This is a genomic window from Halopseudomonas oceani (assembly GCF_963677335.1).
Taxonomy (GTDB): domain Bacteria; phylum Pseudomonadota; class Gammaproteobacteria; order Pseudomonadales; family Pseudomonadaceae; genus Halopseudomonas; species Halopseudomonas oceani.
In genome coordinates this window covers 1,119,610-1,142,047 of sequence record NZ_OY781932.1, presented here as the reverse complement: position 1 = coordinate 1,142,047, position 22,438 = coordinate 1,119,610, and the positions used below count along the sequence as shown (strand labels likewise).

The following is a 22,438-nucleotide window of genomic DNA, read 5'->3' as shown; positions in this document are numbered from 1 at the left end:
TCTTCACTTGGTCAGTTCGGTAACGAGGATAATCAGGATCCCCGTCGGGGCCACATAGCGTAACAGCGAATAGATCAGCGGGAACAGGCGACGATGCTTGAGTGCCAGCTCATCACGAAATACCTCGCGATCCAGCACCCAGCCCGCAAACAGTACAAACAGCAGCCCGCCGAGCGGTAGCATGATACGACTGGTCAGATAATCGATCGAGTCAAAGAAGGTCATCCCGCCTTCGCTGGTCCAGCGGAACAGGTGCCAGCCATCGGCGTCGGAGACAAAGAAGCGGGCGTCAGCCAACAGGTTAAACGACAACACCGTGCCCAGACCAACCACCCAGCACAGCAGCGCAATTACCGTCGTGATCCAGACCCGGCTACGGCCGGTGCGCTCAACCCAGAACGCGACCGCCGGCTCCAGCATGGAAATCGCAGAACTCCAGGCCGCGACGGTAACCAGCACAAAGAAAACCACGCCGAACAGGTTGCCACCGGCAATATTGCCAAAGGCGATTGGCAGCGTGACAAACATCAGGCCCGGCCCCTCATTCGGCTGCAGGCCCGCCGCAAAGACCACCGGGAACAATGCCATGCCCGCCGTCAGCGCCACGATAGTATCGAGCAACCCGACCGTCAGGACGGTTGACCCGATCGACGCCTTGCGCGGCATATAGGCACCAAACACCATGATCGACCCGACACCCACACTCAGCGTGAAAAACGCATGGCCCATCGCAGCAAGAATGCCATCCGGCACCTTCGCCAGATCAAACTCAAAAAGGAAGTGCACACCTTCCATGAAGTGCCCTGTTGCCAGGCTGTAGCCCAGCAGAGCCACCAGCAGCACGAACAACATTGGCATCAGGATACGCAACGTGCGCTCCAGCCCGGCCACCACACCGCGTGCGATAACCCAGCCCGTCAGTAGCATGAACAGCGAATGCCAGACCGTAAGCCGCACCGGATCACTGACCAGACTGTCAAAACGCTGGCCAGCCCCATCACCATTGATGCCGGCAAACTCGCCGCGCAGCATCCCGACGATGTAATCCAGTGCCCAACCCGCCACAACACTATAGAAAGAGAGAATCAATAACGCGCCGGTCATCCCCATCACCGCGGCCCACGACCAGGCCGAAGACGCATTCGAGTAACGCGCCAGTGTTTTCAGGGTATTGACCGGACTCTGTCGCCCGCGACGCCCCAACAGGGTCTCGGCCAACATCACCGGCAAGCCGATCAGGCAGATACAGATCAGGTAGACCAGAACAAATGCCCCACCGCCATACACACCCGTCATGTAAGGGAACTTCCAGATATTGCCGAGGCCTACGGCAGATCCCGTCGCCGCAAGAATGAAGACCCAGCGGCTAGCCCAGATCCCGTGGATGGAGACAGTGTCTTTGCTCATGAAAATTCCCGGAGTACCCGAAAAAAGGAACGCATTGTCCAGATTTTAACCAACCACCACAAGGTCAAATCCCTGCGACCAAGAAACGCAGAAGCCTGCAAATCCGTCGATACACTATAGAAAACTACAGGTATACTGGCGCGCCTATGAGCAAGCAAAAGAAATCTCCGGCCAACAGCGGCACCATCGCGCTGAACAAAAAGGCCAAACACGACTATTTCATCGAGCAGCGCTTCGAAGCCGGCATCGCCCTGACCGGCTGGGAAGTAAAGAGCCTGCGCGAGGGTAAGGTGCAGCTGGTTGACAGCTACATCCTGCTCAAGAACGACGAGGCCTTCCTGCTCGGCGCACACATTACACCGCTGAAAACCGCCAGCACCCACGTGGTTGCCGACCCAACGCGCACACGCAAACTGCTACTGCACGCCCGCGAGCTGGACAAGCTGGTCAATGGCGTGCAAGCCAAGGGCTTCGCGTGCGTACCGTTGGCGCTCTACTGGAAAGGCCATCTGGTCAAATGCGAAATCGCTCTGGTACGCGGCAAAAAGGACTTCGACAAGCGTCAGTCCGAGAAAGAGCGTGACTGGGATCGTGAGAAGCAGCGCGTCGTCCGTGAAAACCATCGCTAATTTTTTTTCGAACCCCGGTGAACTTTCCAGCAACCGGCCCGTCATACCCTATGACAGGCTGGTCTGCTCCACCAGTCGGTTTATGGTTTAAAGCATGTAACGCCCTATACCCTGCTAGTCAGGGTATTTTTTTGCCTGCAGCATGGACGCTGTTACTGCGGGAACCTTTCGCGTACAATCGCGTCTTAGTAACAGACCTGAAAGATTTGGGGCCGATTTGGATTCGACGACGGTTACAAAACTTGAGGGGCATGCCGAGCTGGTAGCAGAACTCGTAAATTCGCTGCTGCAAACTTATAGTTGCCAACGACGACAACTACGCACTAGCCGCTTAAGCCGGCTAGCGGTCACCAGGGGATGCCTGTAAACCCGAAGTTGACCGACAGATAGAACAGGATCGCCGCCAAGTTTGCTGTAGACGTAACGGCTAAAACTTATACAGCTCGCTCCAAGCACCCTGCCACTCGGGCGGCGCGGAGTTAACTAAGTAGAGATGGCTAAGCATGTAGAACCGATAGCGGCGGACTGGCGGACGGGGGTTCAAATCCCCCCGGCTCCACCAAATATACATCTAAGGGCGTCCACGGACGTCCTTTTTTGTGCCTGAAACAACCTAAAATCAATAACTTACGATACATAGACATCCATGGGAAGCCATGCTTCCTGGCATTCCACATGGTATTCCACGCCCTCCTCTGGTATTTCTTGGAATACCAAGCCACTGATGGAATACCAAGAATGGGCGCCAAAGCTGTACGCCTCACCGAAGCCAAGATTAAAAACGCAGCAACCAAAGCATCCGACTACGTGCTAGGTGATGGCGACGGCCTTCAGATACGAGTGAGAAGCAATGGCTCTAAGCTGTGGAATTTCAACTATTACCATCCCGTAACCAAAAAACGCATCAACATGGGGTTGGGAGCCTACCCAGAGACGAGCCTTGCTCAAGCTCGAAAACTGACTGTTGATGCAAGGCAGCTAATTGCCCAAGGTCTCGCCCCCAAAGAACAGCGTGACAACGCCAGGCAGCAACTACGCGCCGCCAGCGAGCACACCCGGAGAAAGGTAGCTGAAGCCTGGTTCGATCTAAAAAAGGAAGGCGTCACCCAGGCATACGCTGAGGACATTTAGCGCTCATTGAATGGCAGCTACACACCATGACTCGCCCAGCGGAAGCTGCTACGACATGCTGGGCTGACATCGACTTTGAGCGTAAAACCTGGACGATTCCAGCCAAGCGCATGAAAAAGCGCCGCGCACATATTGTGCCTCTTACGGAACAGGCATTAGCCGTTTTAGAGGCTGTGCGACCCTATAGCGGTCACCGGGAGTTTGTGTTCCCTGCCGACCGCAACCCACGCACCCATTGCAACAGCCAGACCGCTAACATGGCATTGAAACGCATGGGGTTCGAGGGGCGGCTCGTTAGCCATGGCATGCGCTCGATAGCCAGCACTACCCTGAACGAACACGGGTTTAATCCTGAGTTAATTGAGGTAGCTCTGGCTCATGTGGACAAGAATGAAGTGAGGAGCACCTATAACCGTGCTGACTACGTAGAGCGCAGAAGACCGATGATGGCCTGGTGGAGTGCGCATATCCAGAACGCCGCCACCGGGAGCCTATCTGTGGCGGCAGACACTCCCCGCAATGTTGTGCCCATTAGAAGTTAACTGTCTGCTTTCGCCCCGCAACAGTTCCGACGCTGCTGGCACGCCATTTGTGCGAACCGTTTCCCTCACCCCAAAACCTCAAGCAGATGCACCGCATAGGCCCCCTGATCCTTGATCGGTTTCAGATCAGCCTTGAACTTGATCCGCTTCGGCTCATCCAGCCGACTGGCCAGTTCACGATATACACTGAACTCTGCGTCCAACTCAAAAACCCCATAGGGCTCGCACTGGATAGAATGGCCCATTGGCCCACCCTTGGTGCCCACCACTGTCACCTTCCCCACGTCCTTACCGGCCGCTTTGAATGTATGAGCACCGAGCACAACTGCTTCGAGCTCAATGTGAAGGCCGCCGGCACGGAGCAGCTGTATTGCTTCGTCACTAAATTCCACGTCTACCTTCCTTTCCAATTCGTCAGAACGAACAACGGTTATACAGGGCCCCTCAGCTGCATCGTCAAGCGCTGCTAATCAGCACCAAACGGCGCTTGGGAGTCTGAATCAATTCGTGAAAATCTGAGGGGGGAAACCGTCGCTGTATCGACGGATCTCACCAGTCAGTAAATCCTTTTGAAGGATTTTTGAATCGCCCCGGATTTCTTAGACACTTTCCAGGCTCAGTAAATGTCGCTTCTCAAACTCTACCGGCGACAGCTGGTTGTTGAAACCGTATCGGCGTTTTGGGTTGTAAAACATCTCGATGTAGTCGAACACATCAGTACGAGCATTCTGCCTGGTGCTGTAGATTTTTCGCCTGATTCGCTCCCGTTTCAGCAGCTGGAAAAAGCTTTCCGCCACCGCATTGTCATGGCAGTTGCCACGTCGACTCATGCTGCTAAGCAAGTTGTTGGCTCTCAGAAAACTCTGCCAGTCGCCGCTACTGAATTGGCTGCCCTGATCTGAGTGAATCATCACTTCCTGCTTTGGCTTGCGGCGCCAAACGGCCATCAGTAAGGCATCAATAGCCAAGTCGCTGGTCATCTGCGGCTTCATTGACCAACCGATTACCTGCCGCGAGAACAGATCGAGCACCACCGCCAAATACAACCAGCCCTCATAGGTGCGGATGTAGGTGATGTCCGTGACCTAGACCTTGTTGGGTTCGGTGACATTGAATCGACGATCCAGATGATTCGGTGAGGCCACTGGAGGCTTACCACCATAGCGACCCGGTCGACGGCGATACCCTGTCTGCGAGCGCAGCCCTTCCAAGCGCATCAGTCGATGCGACACGATGCTTCTCCAAGCTCACGCAAGTCGTCGTGGATTTTGCGGTAGCCGTAGACGCCACCGCTCTCTAGCCACGCGTGCTTGATCAGGCCAAGCACGCGTTGGTCTTCCTTGGCTCGTGCCGACTTCGGTTCAGCCAGCCATGCGTAGTAACCGCTGGCATGTACTTTCAGGGTCAGGCAAAGGCGGCGAACGGAGTAGTCTGCGGATAGCTGACTGATGAGGGCGTACTTCAGTCGCACTCCTTGGCAAAGTACGCGGCGGCCTTTTTTAAGATGTCTCGCTCTTCGGTCACGCGCTTGAGTTCGGCACGCAGACGACGTAGCTCAGCTTGCTGGTCATCCTCTTGCCCGCGTTGCTTTTCGGGCTTGCTGTGGCGTTTAACCCAGGCATACAGGCTGTGGGTCAACATGCCCAAACGAGCAGCTACCTCAGCCACCGGTAGACCTCGTTGGATCACCTGTTTGACTGCTTCGATTTTGAATTCTTCGGGATAACGCGGGTTGCTCATCGCAGCTTTGGATGGGCCGTATTATGGGGCCTGGAGGTGTCTACGAAACTAGGGGCGATTCAGACATTGACCTACCGGGGCCTCGCATGATCGGCACCTTTATTACGACTCTCGTATTACCGCAGATCAACCCGATCAACGAGGAAATGCGTGAGCACCTTGAGGTGATGTTCAGTAACAGCGCCGGGAGAGCTCAGAGCTAAGAATACGCCGACCTGTATACGGGGCTGCAAAAGGTGGAACAGGTCGCCGGGCGAGTGATACGAACAACCAAAGATCAGGACGCGGCCTACCTGCTGGATGACCGCTTTGGTCAACGCACGGTGCGCGATTTGCTGCCACGCTGACGGAATTCAGTTCACGATGCATGGGACACCCACGTGGAAGCCGAATAGTTGTAATGAGAATTAATATCATTTAAATTCTCCCCCCATCCATTAGCCTCCGTTTGAATTGCCTGCGATGCCTACGCGTGACTCCTCATCCGATCGCTACCTGAGCGATCTGTACACCGACAACCGAGGCTGGCTGCAGCGTTGGTTGCAGCGCAAGTCGGGCTGTTCGCAACGGGCGGCAGATTTAATGCAGGACACCTTTGTTCGCTTTATCACCCGCCCCAACGCCGAACCGCCGCGTGATGCCCAGGCGACGCTGATGGCGATCGCAAAGAACCTGCTGATTGACCATTGGCGCCGCGCCCGTCTTGAGCAGGCGTATCTGGATGCATTGGCAAGCCGTCCGGAAGCGGTTGCGCCCGGGCCGGAAGAGCATCAGCTGATTATCGAGACCTTGTTGCAGGTAGAGCGTTTGCTGGATGGGTTGCCCACATTGGCCAAGCAGGCCTTTCTGATGTCGCAGCTGGACGGCATGAAACAGGCCGAGATTGCCGGGGCACTCAGTATTTCTATCAGCAGTGTGAAGCGCTATCTGACCCAGGCCTTGACCCAATGCTACTTTGCCGAGCGGCCCTAACATGCGCACCACCCTCCTCTCCCAAGACGTAATCAATCAGGCAGTCATGCACCTGCTGGCCTATCGCGAAGCCACGGACCCTGAGCGCTATCGCGCTACCGTGATAGCTCAGTGGTGCCGCAGTCATCCGGATAACCAGCGCGCCTGGCAGCGAGTTGATGATATCAATGCGCGCTTGCAGCCGCTGCGTGGCCAGCCAGTCAAGGCGCTGGCACAGAGTCTGGATGCGCCGGGATTGTCTCGCCGCGATCTGCTGCGCGGGGGCGGCGCACTGATGCTGGTTGCAGCGGTTGGCAGCCTCGCAGTGCAGCGGCAGCCCTGGCAACGCTGGCAGGCCGACGCTCGCACCGGCAGCGCAGAGACCTTCAGCCTGCGCCTCGATAACGGCACCGAGGTGTTGCTGAACGCACGGACCACGGTGCACCAAGAGGTGTATCAGGGGCGCCTGCGGCTCTGGCTGCTAGAGGGTGAAGCCTTGCTGACCAGCCATCGCTTCCCCACCCGTGACGGCAACGCCATGCCGCTGGAGGTGATCACTCGCGAAGCGGTAATCACACCCATCGGCACACGTTTCAGCGTTAAACAGCAGTCAGGACAGACGCGTGTCGCGGTGCATCAGGGCGAGGTCAAGGTCAGCGGCGAGCCTTCGGCGTTCCATCTGCAGGCCGGAGAGGCGGCTGTGCTTCAGGCTGATGGCTATAGGCTGGAGCCCGTGGTGGCTGGGGAGGATGCCTGGCGCAATGGCCTGATTGTGGCCAACCGCATGCCCCTCGGGCACTTTGTCGCGCGCCTCAACCATTACCACGCGGGCCTGATTCAGTGCGCCCCTGCCGTCGCAGCGCTGGAGGTATCCGGCACCTACCCGCTGGACCGCTTGGATGAAGTGCTTGCCGCTCTGCATGCGACACTGCCGCTGGAAGTACAGCGCATCGGGCGGATCTGGATTCGCTTGAGTGAACGGGCCGCTAGCGCCTGATTCGTACAGCTCCAACACCGACTAAAAAAAGTATCCACCCTGCTGAGCTGATTTTGATTCTTATTCGTTAATGAGAATGAAACTCACAAATTAGTCAGGGATCAACATGCCAGCACTGCATCACTACGCGACTCAATATCCACCAGTGCGTAAACTCTTGTTGGCGACCGTGATCGGCCTAGCGATAGGCTCGCCGCAATGGGTAGCAGCGCAGGACAGTGGCGCTGCGTCAGCACAGACCTCCCAGAGTGGTCGCTTCACCCTGAATGTGCCGGCCGGCGATATGGCCAGTGCGCTGAACGCAGTCGGAGAGCAGACCGGCGTAGTGCTCTCGTTTAACGCTGGCCAGGTCGCCAGCTATCGTTCAAGTGGCCTGCAGGGTGAGTACAGCGTACAGCAGGCTCTGACAACACTGCTTGCAGGCAGCCCGCTGCAGGTTATCGCCCAGTCAGAAGGCGTGTTCCTGATCCGCATTCCGGACGAGACCGCCGCCCAGTCCGCTATGCTGCCGCTACTGCTGGTGCAAAGCGATTCACTCAACCCCGACGTCAAGGTACTGCAAGGGGGCGAATTGCGAGACGGCCTGCGTTCGGACCTGGCAGAAAGCGTCAGCGTGCTGCCCTCGGTGCGGGTCGATAATACTGCCAGCTCCAGCCTGCGCCAGGGTGACCTGAAACCAGCCGAATTTTCTATTCGCGGTGCTGCGGCCTATCAGAACAAGATCGAGCTGGACGGCGCGTCCATCGACAATCTGCTGGACCCTGCCACCAAGGAGCGCGCAGACAACTACACCAGTGTTGCCGGGCATTCCCAGGGGCTATTTATCGATACGGACTTTCTCGACCGTATCGAGGTGGTTGATGTCAACGTTTCGGCTGCTGATGGCGGTTTTGCTGGTGGCATCGTACGCGCCCAGACGCGGGCCTACGCTGGGCGCGATAGCCTGACCATCAGCCACCGGATGACCAAAGACGCCTGGACCGAGTTTCATGTTGATCCGGCGCAGGAAGGTGAATTCAGCGATGGCGCCGTGCAGCTGCCCACTGGGGTGCCGGGCGAGCTGCAGCCCAACTTCAGGAAAAGCCAGACCAGCATTAACGGCACTACCCGTGTCGGCGATATCGGCATCTTCGCCGGCATCAGCGAAAAGCGCTCGCGTATCAAACAGATGCAGCTGTCCAGCATGGATCTTGATTACCTCTCCGAGACCGGTCGTATTTTCCGGCCGAGCGAAGAGCGAGCGCTGGAGAGCCATTCGCGCTATGCCGTGGTGCGCATGGATATGCTGGAGCGCGATTATCTGCTTAACGCGTCACTGGCTTACAGTGATTACAGCGAAGATAGTTTTCTGATCAACTTTAGTGATTCAGACTTTGAAAGCCAGCATCACGGCTTGAACCTCAGCGTCAACTTTGCGCGCGACCTTGGCCCACGTCGAATGGAGCTGAACCTGCGCGGGGCCATCACGGCGGACCACCGCGAGTATGGCGAGAACGTCATGCATCAATACGACAACACCGCGTTTTATGGTGGTGGTAGCTTTGTCGGAGGTTATGGGGAGCTTGAAAACAGCCAGCGCACGCTGGGCAGTACTCTGCGATTTACTCAGCCTCTGGGCGCATCAATGACCTGGCAGTACGGTGGTGAGTTCAATTGGATTGGCTACCGTCAGGATCGCGCAAACAACTTTACCTTTAATCGCTACCGGCTTGATTTTAGCCAGCCACTCCCCCCGCAAGAGAGCCCCGGCTCCTGGTCGCCGACTGACCAGTACCTGTACCGTAACCTTGTCTACCAGGCCGGCGAGCTGAATTTCAGCAACCTGAACGCAGCGCTGTTCAGCGAACTGACTGGCGAGTATGGCCAGTTTGGCTGGCGTACCGGGTTGCGCGCCGAGCGCGATGGCTGGCTGGGCAATACCAATTTTGCACCGCGGCTACTGCTGGAATACTTCCTTGATGAAAGCCACGAGTACCGCATCAGCGCAGGCGCCAACCGCTATTACGGCAAGTCGTTCCTGTCTTATCGGCTGCGTGAGAAAGAGCGCAGCATGGTCACCATCCTGGAGCGAAATGATCCAAACGAGGAGCTGTCTGCGGTTGCTGTAGATCAGCGGTGGAGCTATACCGACCTGAAAACGCCTTATGATGACGAGTACAGCTTGGGCATCAGCGGCCCGCTGGGCGCTGGACACGCCGGCTTGCAATTTGTCCATCGGCGTGGGCGCGAGCAAGTGCGCACCTTTTTCAACAGCGATACCGACGTCTATCGTTTCACCAATGGTGGCAGCAGCGAGACCAATCAGGTTGACCTGATCTGGCAATCCAACCCGCTCAATTGGCGTAACGCGCGCTGGAGCCTGCTGACCACCGCGTCCTGGATGGACAAAAGCACCGACTCGACCTATATCGATGGCGCCGGCGGCTACCTGGCATCCAGCCGCGGCGAAACTGACGTTATTTTTGAAGGCCGTCGCATCAAGCGCAACGAGCTACCCGGCGGCGACATGGCCACACCGGTCACCGCCAACATCGATTTGATCACCCAGGCTTTTGGCGATCGTCTCTATGTGCGCAACAGCCTCACTTACACCGACGGGTATGAATCTGTGCGCGACCTTGGGCTCGACGCAGCGACCGGGCTTGACAAGTATGAAGTCGATACCCAAAGCAGTACCCTAAGCTGGGACGTTAGCATGGAGTACCAACTGCTCAAGGGCGACTCATCGCCCTATGTGCGAGTGGATGTGGCCAACCTGACCAACAACAGCAACGTGACTCGCTCTGAGGAGGGAGTACAGCTGTTCGCGGTTGGTCGCCAGTACTGGCTGGAACTGGGATACCGATTCTGATGCGACTATGCCTTGCACTGCTGTTCTGGGTCGGGGAAGTGCTCGCCGACCCAACGCTGGTTGAGCGTTACCGTCAGGGGCAAGAGCACTGGCCCGCCGCCACTCTGGATGCAGGCATTCAGGCAGAGCCCCTCGCGGCCCTGCCCACAGAACCACCCTGCCCGGCCAGTAATCCATGCACGCAGGCCAGTCGGGTGCTGGGTAAGCAGCTGTTCTTTGAACGACGCTTGTCTGGCTCCGGCCAGCTGGCATGCGCCAGTTGTCATGACCCCGATCTCGGCTGGGCCGATGGCCGCCGCCAAGCGATCGGCCATAATCGACAGGTGGGTACCATGAACAGCCCGACGGTGGTCAACAGCGGCTATCTGCAACGGCTGTTCTGGGACGGTCGCGCCAACAGCTTGGAACAACAGGCTATGGCCAGCTGGCTCAACCCAGTCGAAATGGCGGGCGATCCGGATGTGGCCATCGCCACACTGCAGCGCCTTCCCGGATACGCCGAGCTATTCACCAACACCTATGGTGATGCAACCATCAGCAGAGAACGTATCGTTAACGCGATCGCCAGCTTCAGCCGTTCGTTGACGCTGACCAACACCCCCTTTGACCAGTTCATGCGCGGCAATACCGACGCGCTGGACGAGCAGGAAATTCGCGGCCTACATCTGTTTCGCACCAAGGCCCGCTGCATAAACTGCCACAACGGGCCGCTGCTCAGCGATGAGTCGTTTCATCACCTCGGCACCTCATTCCATACCGTTGGCAATTTCAAGGGCCGTTACAGCGTAACCGGTGATGCAACCGACGTTGGCGCCTTTCGCACGCCACCATTACGAGGTGTCGGCAAGACAGCGCCCTATGTGCACACCGGCATGGCTATCGATCTGGATATGCTGCTGTCGCTATACAACATGGGTTGGTGGCAGAACGCAGAGATCATCGGCACTGGAGATGAAACGCCGCAGGCCCAGCTGTCGCCGCTGATCAAGCCGCTGGGGCTCAGCACCGGCGAGCTGGCTGACCTCAAAGCCTTCTTGCTATCACTGACCGGCGATATGCCGTACATGGCACCAACGGCGGAGCTGCCGTGACACCCAGTCGCGACCAATCAGTAGTTACTCCGTGTGGTTAAACGCTTGAATCGCGCCTAGTTTCGTAGCCACCTCTAGGTCTCATAATACGCCCCACCCAAAGCTGCGATGAGCAACCCGCGTTATCCCGAAGAACTCAAAATCGAAGCGGTCAAGCAGGTGACCGAACGGGGGCTGCCAGTGGCTGCTCGTTTGAACTCGGCCGCATTCACCTGCGCGTCCACGACTCAGGCCGAGCGACGCAGCGGGGTGACGTGTTCCTCGCGCGCCAGTTCAAACTGCAGGATGCCGTCTTCGATCGGCTCCTCCAGCAGCATCTGCGAGTCGCGTTCAAAGTGCATCATGACCTTCCACGGCAGTTTGCTGCCCTGGCGCGGCAACAGGTCCTTGGCCCGCTGCACATAACCTGAGGCGAGGCTGTCCAGTACGCCGCCACCGGTGGTGCAGCCTTCCACATCGCGAGGCATCACCACGTCAAGATTTCGCTCTTGCATATGACTGAACAGGCGGCAGAGATACTGACCGGAAAGATCTGACTTCAGCGTCCAGGGTGCGTTGGTGTAGCCAAAAATCCACGCCATGTTGGGGACGTTCTGCAGCAACAACCCCTTGTAGGTCATCGAGTCGCTGAGCTGTCGCGGCTTGCCGTCGATACGCAGCTGGATACCGCCGAGCATCTGCAGATTCAGGCCGGTCGCGCTGATGATGATATCGGCGTCAAGCTGCTTGCCAGACTTCAAGCGAATGCCGGTTTCGGTGAAGGTCTCGATATGATCGGTCTCAACCGAGGCCTTGCCATTACGCAGCGCCTTGAACAGGTCACCATCAGGTACCGCACACAGCCGCTCGTCCCAGGGCATGTACTTGGGCGTGAAGTGGGTCATGTCGAAATCCTTGCCCAACTGGCTGCGGGTACGCCAGAGCAGGAAACGGCGCATGGTCTTGGGCCAGCGGCGGCAGGCTTCGTAGAGCCAGCGTTGAATACGGATATTGCGGCTGCGGGCAAAGTTGTAGACCCACTTCTCCGGCAGAAAGCGCTGCAGCACGGCAGACATCTTGTCCAGGCCGGGCACCGAGAAAATATAGCTTGGCGAGCGCTGCAGCATGGTCACGTGGGCAGCCTTGTCGGCCATCGCCGGAACCAGCGTCACCGCTGTCGCCCCACTGCCGATGACCAGCACCGTTTTACCGCTGTAGTCCAGATCTTCGGGCCAATGCTGCGGGTGAATGCGCAGCCCCTGATACCGCTCCTCGCCGGGGAACGTGGGTAGGAAACCCGCATCGTGATTGTAGTAACCGGTACAACTGATGAAAAAGTCACAGGTGAAACGGCGTTTGGCCCCCGTCGCTTCCTCTTCGGCCTCCAGCGTCCACAGGCGATGTTCACTCGACCATTCGGCGCTGAGAATTTTCAGACCGTACTGGATCTTCTCGTCGACCTTGTATTGCTTTGCCGTGTCGGCAATGTACTGGCGAATGGAGGGGCCGTCTGCCAGTACTTTCAACTCATTCCAGGGACGAAACGCATAGCCGAAGCTGAACATGTCGGAGTCCGAGCGGATGCCGGGGTAACGGAACAGATCCCAGGTTCCGCCCAGATTCTGCCGGCGCTCGAGGAGTACCAGTTTCTTGTCGGGAAAGGCACGCTGAATGTGGCAGGCCGTGCCGATGCCTGACAGACCCGCGCCAGCAATCAGAACGTCGAAATGCTGTGTGCTCATGTTCAATCTCCGCCATGATTTATTCTTGTGCTGCCAATACTGCGCACGAACACGACGCATATCTTGATCCTGCGAGACATTCTTTTTACCCTGCGAGACATGACCGCCGTAGTGAGATCGACCGGAATGAAGGGCTACTCCGAGCTGATGCAACAGCTCGGGGTCGATCCACGCGCCATGCTGGAGCGACACGGCCTGCCACTCGACCTCGGTGAAAACCACGATGATATGGTGCCGCTGGAGCCGATCATGGCGCTGATGGAAGACAGCGCCCGCCTCACCCGCCGGGCTGATATCGGCCTGCAGCTGGCCGCCTTTCAGGACGTTCAAGTGCTCGGCCCGCTGGCCGCCGCCATCCAGAATTCAGCCAGCGTGCGCGAAGCACTGGCAACCACCTCACGCTTTATGTTCATCCACAGCCCAGCGCTGATTTTCAGCGTCCTGGAGCCTGCCCGAAGCAACTCGCGCGGCATCGAACTGCGGATGGAAATCGCCCTTGCGCAGGTCACACGGCAGCGGCAGACCATCGAACAGTGCCTTGGCGTGCTGCACCGCATGGTCAAGTTCTTCGCGGCCAGCCAATACCAACTGCTCGCCGTCAGCCTGCCGCACAGCCCGTTGGCAGACGAGCAGGCATACCGCCGTTTTTTCAACGCTCCGGTAGCGTTCGACCAGCCGCATGCCTCACTCTGGATCTCGCCACAGACTCTGGAAAGCGACCTGACCGGGGTCAACGCCAGCCTGCGCACCATCGCATTGGACTATCTGCAGCGATACTACGGCGACCAGACCCAATCAACCACCGAGCAGGTTCAGCGCGCGCTGCGCGCCACCCTCAGCACCACCGGCGGCAGCAAGGACGCGATTGCGGCCCTGCTGTTTCTGCACCCACGCACCCTGCAACGTCGGTTGAGCGCAGAACACCAAACCTTCGATGCCATCCGCGATAGCATCAGGCGCAGCGCAGCCGAACACTATCTGTGTGAAACCCATATCCCCCTTGCCCAGATCGCCGACCTGCTTGGGCTGGCGGACCAGTCGGTTCTCACCCGGATGTGCCAACGCTGGTTTTCAGCGCCCCCATCGTCCATCCGCAAGGACGCCGACAGACTGCGCATGCGTCTGCCGCAATAGCGCGGTCACAGGGGATTTCGGCAGGGACAGATCAGCGGTTTGCGGTTCAGCAACCTGGCGAGGCTGCCACCTCATCAAGGCGCCTCAAACACCCGCTTCGCCGCGTTGGCCCTTAACCAGTCACGGCACTGCTGATAATCCGGCATCACCCGCTCCACCTCGCGCCAGAAGGCCTGCGAGTGGTCGTGGCGGGTCAGGTGGCACAGCTCGTGGACTCGGCTCGTAGCGCGTCACCTTCTCCAGCAGCGTCACCGGCGCAAAGTTGCCCGCCTCGACCTTCAGACGGTAGTTGCGGCCTAGCTCGTGACAGTCAGCTACCGCCCATGACGTTCCCGTCGATACCGGCAGCCGACTTCAACATTTTCAAGATCACTAGCGCAAACGCCCGGCTCTTGGTTTCGTTATCCAACACCTCCAGCGAAAGCTTCTCGTGATCAGTCATGGCGTCGAGCACGGTATCCAACACCCGCTTGGGAAACAGGCCATGCATCACCTGCTCCACGGAATGGCTATTCACTTGGGCCATCACATCCTCTTGTCGGCTGATGCGCTTGGCGATGCCGCTGAGAAACTCCAGCTGGTCTTCATCACTCACCTCCGCGCCGAAGATATCGTTCAGCGCTTCGATGATTTCTGACAGGCGTTTCTTCTCTGGGTCATGGGGCTTGCCGCTGCCCAGCCCGGTGGCCGGGTCGAGACTGTATTCGCCGCCCTCTTCACTCAGGCGCAGCTGATGCTCGGCGCGTTTGGTCAGGCGGTAGTGGGTCAGTTGCAGCTCGCCCACGTCCACGTCTTCCTGATCCAGTCGGTCTACGCGCAGCAGCGGGTGCAGGTGCTTGGCATACACGCACAGCTGCTCCAACTCGTGATCTTCGTAAGGGATGATCTGTGAGAGAAACTCATACAACCGCACGAAGCTCTGCAGGTTCTTCTTGAACAGGTCGAGCTGATCCACCTGCTCGCCCGCTTCCTTGAGCGCCGCCTCGGCCTTTTTCAGGCCGGCGCTATCGCCGTTCTTTTCAGCAGTGCGCTTGAAGTCGAACGCCTGCTGGCGGGATTCCTGGGCCAGCTTGTAGCGCTTGGCAAAGCGCTCCTTGGCCGGCGCGCAGTAGTAGCTGAGTTTGCTGGCCGCTGCCTTGGGGTCGAAGAAGGCCATGGCGAATGCCTCCACCTCCTGCCAGTAATAGATCCCTTCGGCATCCAGTTTCTTTTGAATGTCATAGATGAGCTGCGGATCGGTTACGTCGGTCAGTTCGGCCTTGGTGTAGTACGGCAGAAAGGCGTCGAGAATGTCCTGTGCATCGTTGAAGAAGTCGAGGATGAAGGTCGGCTTGCTGTCACCAAAGGTGCGGTTCAGGCGCGACAGGGTTTGCACGCAGTCCACGCCTTGCAGCTTCTTGTCCACGTACATGGCGCACAGCTTGGGCTGATCGAAGCCGGTCTGGTACTTGTTGGCGACAATCATCACGTTGAAGTCCTGGGTGTCGAAGGCTTCCGCCAGATCACGGCCGTTCAGACCGGGGTTGAGCAGGCTGCTGCTTTCGGTTACTTCTTCAGGAATCACCTCATCCGGCAGCACACTGCCGGAGAAGGCCACCAGCGGGTGCACATCGGTATAGCCCATCTGCTGCACATACGCATTCACCGCCAGCTGATAGCGCACCGCTTCCTGCCGGCTGCTGGTGACCACCATGGCCTTGGCCTGCCCGCCCAGCAGGTGACGGATATTGGCGCGGAAGTGCTCGACGATCACCTCCACTTTCTGGCTGATGTTGTACGGATGCAGGCGCACCCAGCGCGCCAGCTTCATGCGCGCTTTTTTCGAGTCCACTTCCTCGTCGTCGCCGTCCGGGTGGGCGATCTTCCAGGCGGTGCTGTAGGTGGTGTAGTTCTGCAGCACATCGAGGATAAAACCTTCCTCAATGGCCTGGCGCATGGAATACAGGTGAAACGCCTCGGGCTTGTTGTCCGCACTCGGCGGCAAGGTCGGATCAGGTACGCGACCAAACAGCTCCAGGGTCTTCGCTTTGGGCGTGGCGGTGAAGGCGTAGTAGCTGATCCGCTCGTTGGGCGCACGGGCAGCGACGGCGGCGTCCAGTAGCTCTTCGGCGCTGATTTCTTCGACGTCCCCTTCGTTTCCAACAACATCATCGCTGCCAAGAATCTGCTTGAGCTTGCTGGCCGAGGAGCCGGTCTGCGAGGAATGCGCCTCGTCGGCGATCACCGCATAGCGGCCGCTGGCTAGCTTGGGATACTTGTCCAGGGCATCGAACAATGCCGGAAAGGTCTGGATGGTGACGATGATGATGCGCGTCTGCTCGGCCAGCGCCTCGGCCAGTTGCTCAGACTTGCTCTGGTTACCGATATCGCGGGTGATGCACTTAACCACGCCCTGGGCGTGCTCGAACTGGTAGATGGTGTCTTGCAGCTGCTTGTCCAGCACGGTGCGGTCGGTAATCACAATCACGGAGTTGAACAGGCGCCGGCCCTCGGCATCGTAGAGCGAGGCCAACTGATGCGCCGTCCAGGCAATCGAGTTGGACTTGCCCGAGCCTGCGCTGTGCTGGATCAGGTAACGCTTACCCGGCCCCTCATTGCGGGTGGTCTCGATCAGCGTGTTGACCACTTCCCACTGGTGGTAGCGCGGGAAGATCAGGGTTTCCTTGGTGACGCGCTTGCCGTCGGCATCTTCCTTCACGCTCTTCTGCAGGTGCAGGAAGCGGCCCAACACCTTGAGCCAGGCATCGGGCTGGAACAGGCGCTGCCACAGGTAGCCGGTGGCGTACTGGCTGTCATCCGGCGCGGGCGGGTTGCCCGCACCGCCGTCGAGGCTGCCGAGGTTAAACGGCAGGAAGAAGGTCTCCTTGCCCGCCAGTTTGGTGGTCATCGCCACCTCATCCTGGCTCACGGCAAAGTGCACCAGCGCGCCACGCTTAAAGGTCAGCAGCGGCTCGGATTTGCGTGTCAGCGGATCTTTTACCGGGCGGTCATAGCGGTACTGGCGCTTGGCGTTTTCCACGCTCTGCTTAAACTCGCTTTTCAGCTCCAGCGTGGCGACGGGGATACCGTTGACGAACAGCACCAGATCAAGGCGTGGGTTGTACTCGCCCTCGCGGTAGTGAGGAGAATACGACACCTCCGGCACCACGCGCAGGCGGTTGCACTGGTAGCGCTTGAGGGTATCCGGGTTCATACCGTGGTCGGGCTTGAAGCTGCAGACCTCGATCTTCACCCCCGGCAGCTTGAAGCCATGGCGCAGCACATCCAGGGTGCCGTCCTGCTCCAGCTCGCGCACCAGCTTCTGTACCAGCACCGCTTCCGGGTTGTTCGGGTTGGCCTTGGCGAACTTGTCCCAACGCTCCGGCCAGGCCTCTTTGAAGTAGCCGAGAAAGTCCTCGGTATACAGCGCCGTGCGCCGGTCATAGCCGCTGGCCGGGCCGGTGAGCCAGCCTTGGGCGACCATGGCGGTGATGATGTCCTGTTGAAACTGATATTCCTTGCTGTCCGCCATGCCTACCCCTAACCGCCATTCCTTGAATTGAAGATCGAGCCGCTTTTCTTACATATGAATTTCCTTATGTAAGAATGAGTGCCTCATCTTTACATATAACCGTTGTTGGACACCCGTTGGTCTGACTCTGCGACATCCTGCGGCGGCTTCAATAGCACAAAGTGCTCAATCAGGCGCACCATCAATTCTTTCTGCTCGGGCAAACTCTCGGCCACCAGCAAGGCCAGCGCCACCAGGGTATTGTCGTTGATCAACTGCTCTACCGGCCGCGCCAGCAGGTGCTGGTTCAGTTGCAAATACCAGAGAAACAAAAATGAGCCACTACGTTTGTTGCCATCGGCCAGCGGGTGATTCTTGATGACGAAATAGAGCAGATGCGCCGCGCGGCTGGCCACATTGGGGTAGAACCACTCACCGGCAAAGCCCTGTTCTATGGTGGCAATGGCCGAGGCCAGCCCCTCGCCACGCAACTGGCCAAACAGGTCGGTGGCCTCGCCTTTGGCCATCAGCGTGGCTTTCAGTTGCGCGATAGCTACCAGCACATCATCCAGCGCCAAAGCGCGCATGTCGGTCTGACTCGTGTTCTGCTCCTGCAGGCTTTGCTCATCAAAGCCCTGCAGCAAGGTCCAGCTGCGGGCGTAGTCACCGATCACCTGCAGCACCTCCCGCCCCTGGTCATTGACCAGTTGCTGGTTAGCCAGGGTGCGCGACAGCAGGCTCACCGCCTGCTCAAACTCAATACCGCGCTCGGCTAAACGCCGCTGATTGAGCGTGTAGCCTTCGACCAGATGCTGCCTGAGCACCCCGGTTGCCCACTGACGGAACTGGGTTGCCCGTACCGAACTCACCCGGTAACCCACCGAGATGATGGCATCGAGGTTGAAGTACTCGACCTGATAAGTTTTGCCGTCAGCCGCAGTTGTTGCTTTTTTTGCAACAACTGCCTCGCGCTGCAACTCGTTGCTGTCGAAGATATTTTTCAGGTGCCGCGAGATCACCGACTTGTCCCGCGCAAACAGCTCGGTCAATTGTTGCAGACTCAGCCAGACAGTTTCGTGCTCCAGCGCGACTTGCAGCTGCGCCTGTCCGTCGGCCGAGGTAAACAGCTGAATCTGCTGGCTCACGGCCGGCTGGAACTGGGCTTCCTTGCTGTCTGCCATTTAGTGGGCCTCTGCTACGGCTGATTCGGGTGCTTGGGTGCTGACCGATGACTGCCAGCCGCGCACATCGATTTTCCCGGTGACGGCGGCAGAGATTAGGGCGGAGCGGCGTTCTTGGAGCAATTGAGAAAGCCTCATCGCATTGTCAATTAGCTCGTCAAACTCATCGACTTGCCGACCCAAGAATTCGACTATGCAATTTTGCTCATCTATAGACGGTAAAGGCGTTGGCGTTTCTGCAATTGTTCGCAGTGAAAGATTGTAAATAGTCGTCCCGGTAAGCTGGCTTTCAAAGAAACGCTTAATCTGCCCTGAGGAAAACAGATACAGGCAAAATCTTGGAGAAAGTGATTTAGCACAATTTATGTAGGCTGCGCTTTTCCCTAAGATCACAGGCTCGCCACTGTAAAGCGCAAGATTTCCTATAGTGCCATTTATAGAAATAAGAATTGTGCTCGAATCGAGCAGCACTCGATGCTTTAAAAATTCTTGGCGATTAACTTGCCGAGTTGCTGGGGTGATACAAATCGACCCACCCACAAGATTATTCCCATTGACAAAAAAATAATCACCCGCATCGTCATACTCTGGAGTGGAGTGCAAGCCATCACCAATCTTGGTGCTGTGGTATTTGAGGCGAGAAACACTCCAATGCGCCGGCACTTCGCCCAACCACTCCACGCCGGAGTCTTTCATCGGCACCGTCGGGTCGAGGCCTTTGGTGACGGCGTGGGAGATTACGGCCTGGCGCTTTTCTTTGAGCAGTTCGATCAGGCGCTGCTGCTCTTCGATCAGCGCGTCGATGCGAGCGGTTTCGTGGTCGAGGAAGCTTGAGAGCAGGTTTTGCTCTGGAAGTGGCGGCAGGGCCACAGGAATATTCTTAAGGTCGTCCCAGCCGATAGCAGATCGATGCGCAAGAATGCCATTTCCAAACGACTGCGCAAAAGCCTGAAACTCTTTCTCCTCAAAAATCCGCAGAGCAAATCGCTCTTGAATAACGTCATCTTTTGGGTCAAGAACGATATAAACCGGGCTGCATATGCCATCCAGCGGCGAGAGCCCATATGAGCCTATTCCATAGTTCATGCTATTTATGACTAGATCGCCTTTCTTGACGATCTTGCACTTGGAGAGGTCATCGGGCTTTTTATTGCCTACATCGCCTTTGTCTTCGTATCTAATAATTCCTATATTCGCCATCAGCGAAAGATACTGGGTGACCTTTACAAGGTCGTTTTTCTCTACGCACTCATCGACAATAGCTCTGCAGGGCACGACCTCCCAATGAGCAGGAACATCCCCTAGGCGATCAGATCCAGAATTTTTATACGCTGGATAAGGTGGAAAACTCATGCCGACAGCCCCTCAATCATCTGCTTGATGCGGTCGGTGCAGGCTTTCAGATCGCGGTCGATCTCTTCCAGCGGACGCGGCGGCTGAAACATATAGAAGTGGCGGTTGAAGGGAATCTCGAAGCCGACCACGCCGACTTCGCCGTCCTGCGCATCGGTCTTGCTTTCGTCGATCCAGGCATCCGGCAAATGGGGTTTCACTTCGCGCTCGAAGTAGTCGACCACCGATTCGCCCAGCGGCACGTTCTCGTTATCGCGCAGGCCTGTGTCCGGCTCAGGTTTGCCCTTGGTGATGCAGATATCCGCCTCGGGGTCTCGCTCGCTAAGGGCGTTGAGGATGGCTTTCAGTTCGGGCGTGCTGGGCGATACATTGTGAGCGCTGAGGGTCTTTTTCAGCAGCTTGCTGAACTGGTCGCGGTTGCGGTGCAGCGCGCTGGCGTCCATGGCTTGAAGGGCGGCGACCAGTTGCTGCTGTGCCGCCGCGTCCATTTTCTGAATAGCCTTTTCATCCAGCACTTTTTCAATACGTTCAGCGTTAGCCTGAAAGTTCAGGCGCAGCGGGCGTTCGACGGTGATGCGCCGGTAGCCAAAGGCTTCGACCGGGAAGATCTTGCTCTGCGGGGTTTGCTCAAAGCGGCCATACAGGCGCACCAGATCACTGATCTGCTCGTCGGTAATGTACTGGCGCTTGCTGCCGAGAGATTTGCGCATCTTGGCAAAGTGCTGGCTGCCGTCGATCAACTGCACCTTGCCCTGGCGCTTGGCGGCCTTATGGTTGCTCAGCACCCACACATAGGTGGCGATGCCTGTGTTGTAGAACATGTCGGTGGGCAGGGCGATGATGGCTTCAACCAGATCGTTCTGCAGCAGGTAGCGGCGAATCTCCGACTCGCCGGAACCGGCGCCGCCGGTAAACAGTGGCGAGCCGTTGAGGATGATGCCGATGCGCGAGCCACCTTCACGCGGGTCACGCATCTTGCTGACCAAGTGCATAAGGAACAGCAGCGAGCCATCAGAGACACGCGGCAGGCCGGGGCCGAAGCGGCCGTTGAAGCCTTTCTCGCTGTGCTCGTCGGTGATCTGCTTCTGTACCTTCTTCCACTCCACGCCAAACGGCGGGTTGCTGAGCATAAAGTCAAAGCGGTGCTCGGGGCCGGCCAGTTGATCGTTGGACAGGGTATTGCCCAGTTTGATGCTGGTCACGTCCTGGCCCTTGATTAGCATGTCTGCCTTGCAGATGGCGTAGGACTCAGGGTTCAGCTCCTGGCCGTGCAATGACACAGTGACCTGCTGGCTGATGGACTGGATGTACTCGTCGCCCTCGGACAGGAAGCCGCCGGTGCCGGCAGTCGGATCATAGATGGTGACGATGCTGTTGGGTTTGAGCTTATCGTCCTGCCCGGTGATTACCAGCGAGGTGGTCAGGTGCACGATATCGCGCGGGGTGAAGTGCTCCCCAGCGGTTTCGTTGGAGCTTTCCGCGAACTTGCGGATCAGCTCTTCGAAGATGATGCCCATGCCGAAGTTGCTGATGCGCTCGGGGCTCAGGTCGGTGGCAGCAAAGCGCTGTACCACCTGATACAGCAGGTTGGCGGCAGAAAGCTGCTGCACGAAGTCCTCAAAGTGGAAGTGCTCGAAGATCTCGCGGGCATCCTTGCTGAAGGACTGCACATAGCTCATCAGGTCAGCGGCGGTCTGGGTATCGGACAGCGTGCCCAGGGTCAGCTTGGAGGCATTGAAGAACTGCTGCCCGGCCGCACGCAGCAACAGACGCTCGCGCACCAGATCAGGCCGGCCTTCCTGCGCATGGGACTCACTGATCACCGCTTCCTTGGTCGGCTCCAGCACACACTCCATCCGCCGCAGCAGCGTAAACGGCAGAATAATGCGACCGTATTGGGACTGCTTGAAGTCACCGCGCAGCAGGTCGGCAATCGACCAGAGAAAGGCGGCGGTCTGGGAATGGTTTTCCGTGTTCACGCAACTGCTCCTTGGGATACGCGCAAAATCGCAGTGTAACTTAAATGGTCGCGGGCAAAGCCGGTGGGTAGGCAACACGCCGCGCAGCAGCGGATGGCCGTGCTGAGCAGAATCCCATCTCTAGATCAGTTCTGCTCATTATCGGTTACAGCGCGGGGCATGCTGCCAAGCTGGGTAAGCCAGGCGCATCGTTGATGAGGTATCTCCAGCTTACGGCAGAGACGTTAACTCTAATCGACGC

Annotated in this window: 15 protein-coding genes, 1 other RNA gene and 2 pseudogenes; 9 read left to right on the top strand and 9 right to left on the bottom strand. The window is 57.9% G+C overall.

The genetic code is table 11. The features are described from left to right. Positions 1 to 3: 3 nt before the first annotated feature. The gene (locus ACKPCU_RS05330; RefSeq protein WP_321350470.1) at positions 4 to 1,407 is read right to left on the bottom strand and encodes a sodium-dependent transporter; all 1,404 of its coding nucleotides are present in this window, start codon (positions 1,405 to 1,407) and stop codon (positions 4 to 6) included. A gap of 146 nt (positions 1,408 to 1,553) precedes the next feature. Between ACKPCU_RS05330 and smpB the strand changes: the two genes are divergently transcribed. From smpB to ACKPCU_RS05315, 3 genes and pseudogenes are all read left to right on the top strand, one after another. Next, entirely contained in the window at positions 1,554 to 2,036 is a 483-nt protein-coding gene (gene smpB, locus ACKPCU_RS05325) for an SsrA-binding protein SmpB (RefSeq protein WP_104739285.1), read from the top strand. Between the two features lie 208 nt (positions 2,037 to 2,244). Further along, positions 2,245 to 2,598, top strand: a transfer-messenger RNA (tmRNA) gene (gene ssrA, locus ACKPCU_RS05320). Positions 2,599 to 2,774: 176 nt separating this feature from the next. Continuing rightward, positions 2,775 to 3,709, top strand: a pseudogene (locus ACKPCU_RS05315) (tyrosine-type recombinase/integrase). A gap of 65 nt (positions 3,710 to 3,774) precedes the next feature. On the opposite strand, the gene ACKPCU_RS05310 reads toward ACKPCU_RS05315, so the two are convergent. Beyond that, on the bottom strand, positions 3,775 to 4,101 hold the full coding sequence (locus ACKPCU_RS05310; RefSeq protein ID WP_321350468.1) for a hypothetical protein: 327 nt from the start codon (positions 4,099 to 4,101) through the stop codon (positions 3,775 to 3,777). Between the two features lie 207 nt (positions 4,102 to 4,308). Continuing rightward, positions 4,309 to 5,449: pseudogene (locus ACKPCU_RS05305) on the bottom strand (IS3 family transposase). Positions 5,450 to 5,685: 236 nt separating this feature from the next. Between ACKPCU_RS05305 and ACKPCU_RS05300 the strand changes: the two are divergent. From ACKPCU_RS05300 to ACKPCU_RS05280, 5 genes are all read left to right on the top strand, one after another. Then, a complete protein-coding gene (locus tag ACKPCU_RS05300; protein ID WP_321350466.1) occupies positions 5,686 to 5,796 on the top strand; it encodes a helicase C-terminal domain-containing protein in 111 nt (36 codons plus the stop codon). 115 nt (positions 5,797 to 5,911) lie between these two features. Next, a complete protein-coding gene (locus ACKPCU_RS05295) occupies positions 5,912 to 6,421 on the top strand; it encodes a sigma-70 family RNA polymerase sigma factor (RefSeq protein ID WP_321350464.1) in 510 nt (169 codons plus the stop codon). Position 6,422: 1 nt separating this feature from the next. Further along, positions 6,423 to 7,397 carry a FecR family protein gene (locus ACKPCU_RS05290; protein ID WP_321350462.1) on the top strand — a complete coding sequence of 325 codons (975 nt, stop codon included), beginning with the start codon at positions 6,423 to 6,425 and terminating at the stop codon, positions 7,395 to 7,397. A 106-nt stretch (positions 7,398 to 7,503) separates the two neighbouring features. Next, positions 7,504 to 10,248 carry a TonB-dependent receptor gene (locus tag ACKPCU_RS05285; RefSeq protein ID WP_321350460.1) on the top strand — a complete coding sequence of 915 codons (2,745 nt, stop codon included), beginning with the start codon at positions 7,504 to 7,506 and terminating at the stop codon, positions 10,246 to 10,248. Beyond that, complete coding sequence (locus tag ACKPCU_RS05280) at positions 10,248 to 11,339, top strand: cytochrome-c peroxidase (protein WP_321350458.1); 1,092 nt, start codon at positions 10,248 to 10,250, stop codon at positions 11,337 to 11,339. Before ACKPCU_RS05285 ends, ACKPCU_RS05280 begins: the two co-directional genes overlap by 1 nt. Before the next feature lie 227 nt (positions 11,340 to 11,566). On the opposite strand, the gene ACKPCU_RS05275 is transcribed toward ACKPCU_RS05280, so the two are convergent. Beyond that, complete coding sequence (locus ACKPCU_RS05275) at positions 11,567 to 13,060, bottom strand: flavin-containing monooxygenase (RefSeq protein ID WP_321350455.1); 1,494 nt, start codon at positions 13,058 to 13,060, stop codon at positions 11,567 to 11,569. 63 nt (positions 13,061 to 13,123) lie between these two features. On the opposite strand from ACKPCU_RS05275, the gene ACKPCU_RS05270 reads away from it, so the two are divergent. After that, positions 13,124 to 14,194 (top strand): AraC family transcriptional regulator, encoded by a 1,071-nt coding sequence (locus ACKPCU_RS05270; protein ID WP_321350453.1) that lies wholly within the window; start codon positions 13,124 to 13,126, stop codon positions 14,192 to 14,194. Positions 14,195 to 14,268: 74 nt separating this feature from the next. Here ACKPCU_RS05270 and ACKPCU_RS05265 read toward each other — a convergent pair whose 3' ends face one another. From ACKPCU_RS05265 to ACKPCU_RS05245, 5 genes are all read right to left on the bottom strand, one after another. Further along, positions 14,269 to 14,391: a M48 metallopeptidase family protein gene (locus tag ACKPCU_RS05265; protein WP_407651850.1), complete on the bottom strand. Its 123-nt coding sequence runs from the start codon at positions 14,389 to 14,391 to the stop codon at positions 14,269 to 14,271. Between the two features lie 113 nt (positions 14,392 to 14,504). After that, entirely contained in the window at positions 14,505 to 17,705 is a 3,201-nt protein-coding gene (locus ACKPCU_RS05260) for a type I restriction endonuclease subunit R (protein WP_321350451.1), read from the bottom strand. A gap of 89 nt (positions 17,706 to 17,794) precedes the next feature. Next, positions 17,795 to 18,865: a virulence protein RhuM/Fic/DOC family protein gene (locus tag ACKPCU_RS05255; protein ID WP_321350449.1), complete on the bottom strand. Its 1,071-nt coding sequence runs from the start codon at positions 18,863 to 18,865 to the stop codon at positions 17,795 to 17,797. Continuing rightward, positions 18,866 to 20,218 (bottom strand): restriction endonuclease subunit S, encoded by a 1,353-nt coding sequence (locus ACKPCU_RS05250; protein WP_321350447.1) that lies wholly within the window; start codon positions 20,216 to 20,218, stop codon positions 18,866 to 18,868. It lies immediately after the preceding gene. Then, positions 20,215 to 22,197, bottom strand: a complete 1,983-nt coding sequence (locus ACKPCU_RS05245) for a type I restriction-modification system subunit M (protein ID WP_321350445.1) — start codon at positions 22,195 to 22,197, stop codon at positions 20,215 to 20,217. Before ACKPCU_RS05245 ends, ACKPCU_RS05250 begins: the two co-directional genes overlap by 4 nt. Positions 22,198 to 22,438 lie beyond the last annotated feature (241 nt).